Here is a 7,813-nt window from a genome sequence, read left to right on the forward strand (position 1 = left end):
TCGGCACAGCGCGGATTCCGTTTCCATGGGCTGACGCCCATGGCTACAACATGTCGCCACTTCGTGGCTGTGGCGATACAAATTTCTCCCGGCGGGAGCGACGAATTCTCGTTCAACCGCGAATCTTGATAGAATCACGGCATCGCGTTTGAGTTGTCACCCCTGCCCTACCCCTTTTACGCCTCTCTCCTATCGGTACCGAGCAACAATGATTCGCACCACCGTTTCCTGGACTTTCCTGTGCTGTTTCGCATTTCATTCCACCGCCGCCGAACCGTCTTGGACTCAGTGGCTGGGCGATGGCCGTGACGGCGTCTCCGCGGAATCCGGTTGGTCGGTCGATTGGCCGGAATCGGGACTCCCGATTGCCTGGGCACGTGAGATCGGTATCGGTTTTAGTAGTGTGTCGATCGCCGACGGTTGGCTGTTCACGATGGGGCACAACGATGGCGAGGAAACCGTTTACTGTTTGAACCAAGAAAACGGCGAAACGATATGGGAACATAGCTATCCGTCCGCATTGGTCGACAACCTGTACGAAGGCGGCCCCGGAGCAACACCCACACTTGATGGAGACCGCATCTACACGCTCGGTAAAGAGGGCCAGCTGATCTGTCTCGATACGAACGACGGCAGCGTCCTTTGGCAACGGGAACTGCAAACAGATTTCGAAGTCGAACTGCCCGAATGGGGCTTCAACAGCTCACCGACGATTGTGGACCGCCAACTGATCGTGCAAGGTGGACGCATCGCATCGTACGACAAAACCAACGGTGAACTGCTCTGGAAGACGCCCAAACACACGCCGGGTTACGGAGCGGCCGAGGTCTTCCAACAAGACGGCAAAACGATGCTTGCTACGCTGGATTCGGATGGCTTGAGGATTCTCGACGCCAGCAACGGCAAACAAATCGATGCATTCCCATGGCCCTCGCCGTTTCGCACGAATTCGACAACCCCGATTTTCAAGGACGGCACGCTTTATATCTCAACAGGCTATGGCGTCGGCTGCGGCAAGTTTCGCTTGACCAAGGGCAAGTTGGAATTGATCTACGACAACCGCGAGATGCGAAACCACTTTAACAACAGCATTTTGTATCAAGGCAACTTGTACGGATTCGATGGCAACTCGAATCTCGGCCGTGTCGTACAACTGGTTTGCATGGATCACGAAACTGGCGAAGTGCTCTGGCAACAACGGGGTCTTGGCTGCGGTTCGCTGATGATTGCCGATGGCAAATTGGTGCTACTCAGCGACGATGGGCAACTCGTGATCGCCGAGGCGACGGGCAGCGAATACAAAGAACTCGCCCGAGCAGCGATCCTCGATGGCCGCTGCTGGACCGTTCCGGTTCTGCTTGACGGTCACGTCTACGCCCGCAACGCCCAAGGCCGACTCGTCTCCGTGAAACTGCCCTAACACACGATTCAGAAACAGCGTTATCCGTTGTGAATCGGATAAGCTGGTTGAGTTTCGGGGAGGATTGGCCGTGGACCGAAAGTCTCGCGTCTGAACCTCTGGTATTGGCATTGAAGCGATCGTGCTCGTACTCAGACGCGCAGCGGCGGCGGTACTCGTTCTCATGCACGTACACGTTCTCGTACACGTTCTCGTACACGTTCTCGTACTTGTTCTCGTACTTGTTCTCGTACTTGTTCTCGTACTTGTTCTCGTTCTCGTACTCGCGTTGCTGCGGGAATCGGTTTGCTGCAACTTTACAGGTCGATCGAAACCTGCCATCGGCTGCTTTCAACCATTTGAGTACGAGCACCGCTTCACTGAGTACGAGTACGAGTACGAGTACGAGTAAGATGGAGGTGTTGGACGATCCGCAGGCGAAATCCCGATGGATTGCAGACTTTCGCCTGCCGAGCGAGAAAAAGGCCCCGAAAAGTGTTCGATAAACATCCACCGGTTCCAATGCGATACAATGAACGCAGTGTATAGAGTCGAGCCGAATCACGGATGACTGTGGTTCGCAGCAAGTTGCGTTCTCGGTTCGGCCTATCGACTTGCCGCCGACGCGGCATGACTCCCCCCTCGGTGCGACCAGCCCCCTGCCTGTCATCGCGGCACCAATATCCCGCCAAACCGTTACGAAGCAAGTGGATAGAAATGCAATCAATCCATCGACACCGCCGAAGTAACCTGCCATTTACTCCGTTTGCAAGCGGGATGATCGGGTTGGCGTTGCTTTGCGTGTCGGAGCCCAACTCGTGTTATGCAGACGAGTTTTTTGAATCCCGGATCCGCCCGCTACTGATCACTCACTGCATCGAGTGCCATGGCCCCAAGAAACAAGAATCGGGACTGCGGCTTGATTCACGCGACGGTTGGCTTCGCGGCGGCGACAGCGGCCCCGTGATCGTGCCCGGAGATCCCGAGAACAGTTTGCTAATCCACGCGGTGAACGATTCAAATGATGCGGTGCCGATGCCGCCCGACGAAAACAAACTCACTGCGGCTCAGATCGCTGACCTTGTCACGTGGGTCGACCAAGGAGCGGTCGATCCGCGAGTGCAGGACGTCGGTGGCGGGTCAGAATCCGAGGCGATGGATCTCGCAGCAGCAAAACACTTCTGGTCGTTCCAACCGGTGTCCAAGCCTCCTTGCCCCGACGTCTCGGACGCACGCTGGGCGGTCAATCCGGTCGATGCCTTTGTTCGAGCCGAACTTAAAAAACAAGAATTAGCCCCCGTCGGCAACGCAGACAAACGAACCTTGATCCGCCGTGCGACATTCGACTTAACCGGATTACCACCGACGCCACCTGAGATCCAAGAATTCCTGAGCGACACTTCGCCAGACGCGTTCGCCTCGCTGGTGGACCGACTGTTGCAATCACCCGCGTATGGTGAACGTTGGGGACGCCACTGGTTGGACGTCGCGCGTTACGCAGACACCGCCGGTGATGGCGCCGACTATCCGGTTCGCGAAGCAGCCCAATATCGCGACTGGGTCGTCAATGCGTTGAACCGAGACCAACCGTTTGACGAGTTCATTCGCGATCAAATCGCGGGCGACATTTTGGCGGCGACCGGCCCTGCGGAACGCTATGCCGAACGCGTGACCGCGACCGGATTTCTCGCGATCGGAAAGCGTTACGGGTATGCCCCCAAGCCAGATTATCAATACCTTGACTTTGCCGACGTGATCGATTCGGTGGGCCGCTCGATCCTGGGGTTGTCGCTCGGATGTGCCCGCTGCCACGACCACAAATTCGATCCCGTGTCGGCCGAGGATTACTACGCACTGTACGGCATTTTGGAAAGCACTCGATGGGCATTCCCAGGAGGAGAAGTCCACAAACGCCCCGCTCACTTTCCTCCCTTGGTGCCTCCTGCGGAGGCCGCTCGGCTTGATCAAGCCAAAGCAGACGAACTCGCTCGTCTGAATACCTTAATTGCAGATATAAAGCGAGAACGGTCGGCGATCGATGGTACATCACATGCCGGCGGAGTGGACCTTGGCCTCGAGACGCAACCGGTGGGCAAACCACCGACCGCTCCCTGGTTGTCCTCAGGCCCCAACGTGGTTCATGTGGAATCGCAGAGCCCGTTTACTCACATTCACCCTGCGGGAACGCGTGGCGTCCGGGTCGGCACCAGCAAACCGCACGATGGGATCCGCTACGTTTTTGAACACGCATTGCACGCCAAAGCTGAGAAACAGATTCATTTTTCCGTCGACTTTCGCACCGCTGCCACATCCACTCAACAAGGTGCCTACCGTTTTTATCTCGGTCGCGGAGTGATCCAATCGTTGGCTGTTGAGTGCAGTGTGACCGCGACCGAATTTGCGATTCGCAGCGGCGGCGATTGGGAAGTCATTCGTACGCTCGAACCAGGAACATGGTACACGTTGCAGGTGACGCTCGATCACGCTCAGAAAAACTACTCGGGCATCGTGGGTACGATCGACGACGTCAGCGAATTTGCAAACAAACCGCTCAGCGAAAAGTGGGATGGAATCGTTGACACGTTTATCTGTGATGGGATCGGCCATGTCAGCGGCCCCGCACCAACACGCGACATCGACAACATCGGGCTGCAAGAAACCGCTTTCCGGAATCCCGGCAGCGAGGCTGTGGTTGTTCCCGATCCTCAGCCCGGCTGGCAAGCACGCATCGTAGAACTGGATTCCCAACTCGAAGCCGTCACGAAACAACGTGACAAGGTACTCGCCACACCGGCGTATCCAGTGGCCTACGGGGTCAGCGAAGGCACTCCGACGAACGCGAAACTGCAGCGACGCGGTGAACCCGATCGATTAGGGGATGAAGTCCCACGCCGATTCCTGGAAGTTCTCGGGGGTGACACGTTGCCGCCGGAGACCAGCGGCAGCGGCCGGCTCGAGCTAGCCGAGTGGTTAACTAGCCCATCAAACCCATTGACCGCTCGCGTCTTTGTCAACCGAGTTTGGCAATGGCATTTTGGCCAAGGCTTGGTCGCAACGCCAAGCGATTTTGGGGCCAGGGGAGAGCGTCCAAGCCACCCTGAATTACTCGATTGGCTGACATCCGAGTTCATCGAATCGGGGTGGTCGGTCAAATCGCTCCATCGCCGGATCATGAATTCGCGAACCTACATGCTGGGCAGTGAGGATCACACTGAAAACTTGACGGCCGACCCGAACAACCGTTGGCTGTGGCGCTACGCGCGACGACCTCTCGACGCGGAATCGATTCGCGACGCGATGCTTGCGATCAGCGGCCAACTCGATCGCACGGTCCCACCATCGCATCCCTTCCCCGCAGTCGAGACGTGGGCCTTTACCATTCACCGACCGTTTCACGCGGTCTACGAGTCCGATCACCGCAGCATTTATCTGATGGTCCAGCGAAACCGCCGCCACCCTTTCTTGGCGATGTTTGACGCGGCCGACCCGAATACGAGCGTGGCAAAACGGCTGCCGACGACAACTCCGACACAGTCGCTGTTTCTGATGAACTCACCGTTTGTCCATCGACAATCCGAAGCCTTTGCAAATCGGATACTGGCCAGTTCCGATGACAATCGTTCGCGAGTTCGGTTCGCTTACCAGAGTGTGCTGGGACGCAGTGCGAGCGAAGACGAACTCCGTCAAACCTTGTCGTTTCTGGCTACTTACCACAGCAAGCTGTCGGCCACAGAAGAACAGCCTCAAGCAACTTCGCACGCTGCTTGGGCCGCGTTTGCACGAGTGTTGTTTTCAAGCAACGAGTTCTTGTATGTCGACTAACGTCTCGAGGCATCCCTTATTTTCAAGATCAACCATGAACCGATCCTTGCAAACAAATCGTCGCGAATTCCTGCATCGCGCTTCCGGAGGCTTCGGTGCGTTGGCGTTGGCGGGGATGTGGAACGAGATTCAGGCCGCCTCCGCCGACCCGCTGGTTGCCAAACCAGGACATTTTCCGGCTACCGCAGATCGGGTGATCTTCATTTTTTCGACGGGAGGCGTCTCGCATGTCGACACCCTGGATCACAAACCTCGGCTCACCGCCGACCATGGCAAATCAATCACCGCATCACGTTGGCTGAACAAACCAGGCAAATTTGAACGATTCCTGATCAAACCGCGTTGGGGTTTTAAACAGTACGGGCAGAGCGGCACTTGGGTCAGCGATTTGTTCCCACACTTAGGATCGGTGATCGATGACGTGTGCGTGCTCAACGCCATGCACTGCGACAGCGATGGTCACGACAAAGCGACGCTGGCGGCTCATACCGGATCGGCCCAGTTCGCCAGACCAAGCGCCGGCGCGTGGGTCAGCTATGGACTGGGGACCGAGAACCAGAATTTGCCATCGTTCATGGTGCTCGCCCCGGCCGCTCCCTACGCGGGCGCACAAACGTGGGGCAGCGATTTTTTGCCGGCTTGTCACCAAGGAACTCACGTCATCCCAGGTGATCAACCGCTACCGAACATTCATGCCAAAGTCCCCAACGAGCTGCAACAAATGGAGCTCGCAATGCTGGATAAACTTAATCGTGCCCACTTGGCTCAACGCGATGCCGACCAAGCTCTGGACGCGCGTATCCGCTCGTTTGAAACCGCCTTTGGTATGCAGCGTGAAGCCCCCGAAGCATTCGACCTTTCTGGTGAAACCGAAACCACATTGAAAATGTATGGTTTACAGCGTGGTGCGACGAGTGGGTTTGGATGGCAATGCCTTGTTGCGCGTCGATTGGCCGAACGTGGTGTCCGTTTCCTGGAACTGATCGATGTCGGTTCAAGTTCGAATTGGGATTCGCATGGGAACATGGGGGACCACCAGCGGTTGGCCAAGGCGATCGACCAACCGATTGCCGGCTTGCTCACCGATCTAAAACAGCGTGGCATGCTGGAGCGCACGTTAGTGGTATGGACCACCGAGTTTGGACGCACACCGTTCCACCAAACTGCAGACCATGCTGGCCGCGAACATCACAACCATTGTTTTTCGTCTTGGATGGCCGGAGGCGGAGTGAAGGCTGGCTTTGTGCATGGGGCGTCCGACGAGCACGGCATCATGACGGCCGAAGGAGCGGTCCACACGCATGATCTGCACGCCACGATCCTGCATCTGTTGGGCATCGATCATGAACGACTGACCTACCGCTACGCTGGCCGCGATTTCCGCTTGACCGACGTGCACGGCAATGTCCCTCAGGAAATACTTGCGTAAGCAATCTTAGATAGGCTTCTAGCAAGCCCGGAGCGTTATGACCGACTCGATACCTACCCCACTGACGCTCTCGGTATGAGCCGCGGAATCTCGATCTCGTCTTATTTGCTCACCGCTGACCTAACTAAACGGACGAACGCATCGCGAGAAATCATCTCAGCCCCCATCGACAACAGATGCCGACTGGAAAATTGGCAATCGATCACGTCAAAGCGGTCACATTGCGCAACGGAGATCAGCGCCATCTTGGATGCATTAGGTTCACGATGGAACATCGATTCACCGCAGAACACGTTGCCAATCGTGACACCGTAAATGCCGCCTACCAGTTTTTCGCCGCTCCAAACCTCGCATGACTGGGCGTCCCCGTCGCGATGCAATTGCTGATACGCTTCGATCATTTCCGGCAAGATCCAAGTGCCGGGATTGCCACCGCGAGGCATCGCACATTGGCGAACGACTTGATCGAACGCCTGATTCCAGGTCACTCGGAACGTTTGCCGGCGGATCAGCCGTGTCATACTTTTAGAGACGTGAATCGCGTCGGCAAAGATGACCGCGCGAGGATCAGGCGACCACCACAGGATCGGCCCCGACTCGTCATACCAAGGAAATATGGCGTTGCGATACGCCGCGAGCAACCGCGAGCTACTCAGATCGCCGCCAACCGCCAGCAGCCCATCGACTCCATCCGCAGATATCGCAGCATCCAGAGGAGGAAACCAAGTCGGGTCATCATTTCGAAGGGCAGCAATTTCCATCTGCCCATGCTATCTCGGCAAGGACTCCGGAATCAACCGGCCAATCCAAACGCCTCCACCACAGCCGCATCGGTCCCCAATCTCAAATCGTTCCCTCTTTTAACCGATTGTATTTCCGCACTATTCACGCAAGTGGTTTCGTTGCCACGCAAAGTTACGGATGAGGTACGAAGAGAAGGTTAAAAAATGGAGGGTTAGAAGATAAGAAAAACAGACAGACCATTTATAAATCTAGCCTACGCTGGCCTTCCATTTTTTAACCCTTTTATTTTCTAACCTTTTCTTCCGGCCGACTCCAGTCGCACGAGACGATCGCTGACGTTGATCCAGTGAAACATCTTCAAGCCAGCCGTACGTCGCATTCGTTCCAAATGAATCCGGAAATCAAAGTTCGTTGCCTCG

4 protein-coding genes are annotated in these 7,813 nt (G+C 56.3%); 3 read left to right on the plus strand and 1 reads right to left on the minus strand.

The genetic code is table 11. The features are described 5' to 3' along the window. Nucleotides 1-208 precede the first annotated feature (208 nt). The 3 genes from RMSM_RS06720 (at nucleotide 209) to RMSM_RS06735 (ending at nucleotide 6,650) form a co-directional block, all read left to right on the plus strand. Entirely contained in the window at nucleotides 209-1,420 is a 1,212-nt protein-coding gene (locus tag RMSM_RS06720; protein ID WP_008693339.1) for an outer membrane protein assembly factor BamB family protein, read from the plus strand. A gap of 696 nt (nucleotides 1,421-2,116) precedes the next feature. Further along, nucleotides 2,117-5,221, plus strand: coding sequence for a PSD1 and planctomycete cytochrome C domain-containing protein (locus RMSM_RS06730; RefSeq protein ID WP_008693341.1), 3,105 nt, complete (start codon nucleotides 2,117-2,119; stop codon nucleotides 5,219-5,221). A 34-nt stretch (nucleotides 5,222-5,255) separates the two neighbouring features. After that, entirely contained in the window at nucleotides 5,256-6,650 is a 1,395-nt protein-coding gene (locus RMSM_RS06735) for a DUF1501 domain-containing protein (protein ID WP_008693343.1), read from the plus strand. A gap of 101 nt (nucleotides 6,651-6,751) precedes the next feature. On the opposite strand, the gene aat is transcribed toward RMSM_RS06735, so the two are convergent. Continuing rightward, nucleotides 6,752-7,411: a leucyl/phenylalanyl-tRNA--protein transferase gene (gene aat / locus RMSM_RS06740; RefSeq protein ID WP_008693345.1), complete on the minus strand. Its 660-nt coding sequence runs from the start codon at nucleotides 7,409-7,411 to the stop codon at nucleotides 6,752-6,754. Nucleotides 7,412-7,813 lie beyond the last annotated feature (402 nt).

The sequence above is a fragment of the Rhodopirellula maiorica SM1 genome (assembly GCF_000346295.1).
Classification (GTDB): Bacteria; Planctomycetota; Planctomycetia; order Pirellulales; family Pirellulaceae; genus Novipirellula; species Novipirellula maiorica.

Excerpts from the sequence above, each read along its gene's own strand:
- RMSM_RS06720 (WP_008693339.1), top strand. The coding sequence starts at position 209 with ATGATTCGCACCACCGTTTCCTGGACTTTCCTGTGCTGTTTCGCATTT.
- RMSM_RS06730 (WP_008693341.1), top strand. The coding sequence starts at position 2,117 with ATGCAATCAATCCATCGACACCGCCGAAGTAACCTGCCATTTACTCCG.
- RMSM_RS06735 (WP_008693343.1), top strand. The coding sequence starts at position 5,256 with ATGAACCGATCCTTGCAAACAAATCGTCGCGAATTCCTGCATCGCGCT.
- aat (WP_008693345.1), bottom strand. The coding sequence starts at position 7,411 with ATGGAAATTGCTGCCCTTCGAAATGATGACCCGACTTGGTTTCCTCCT.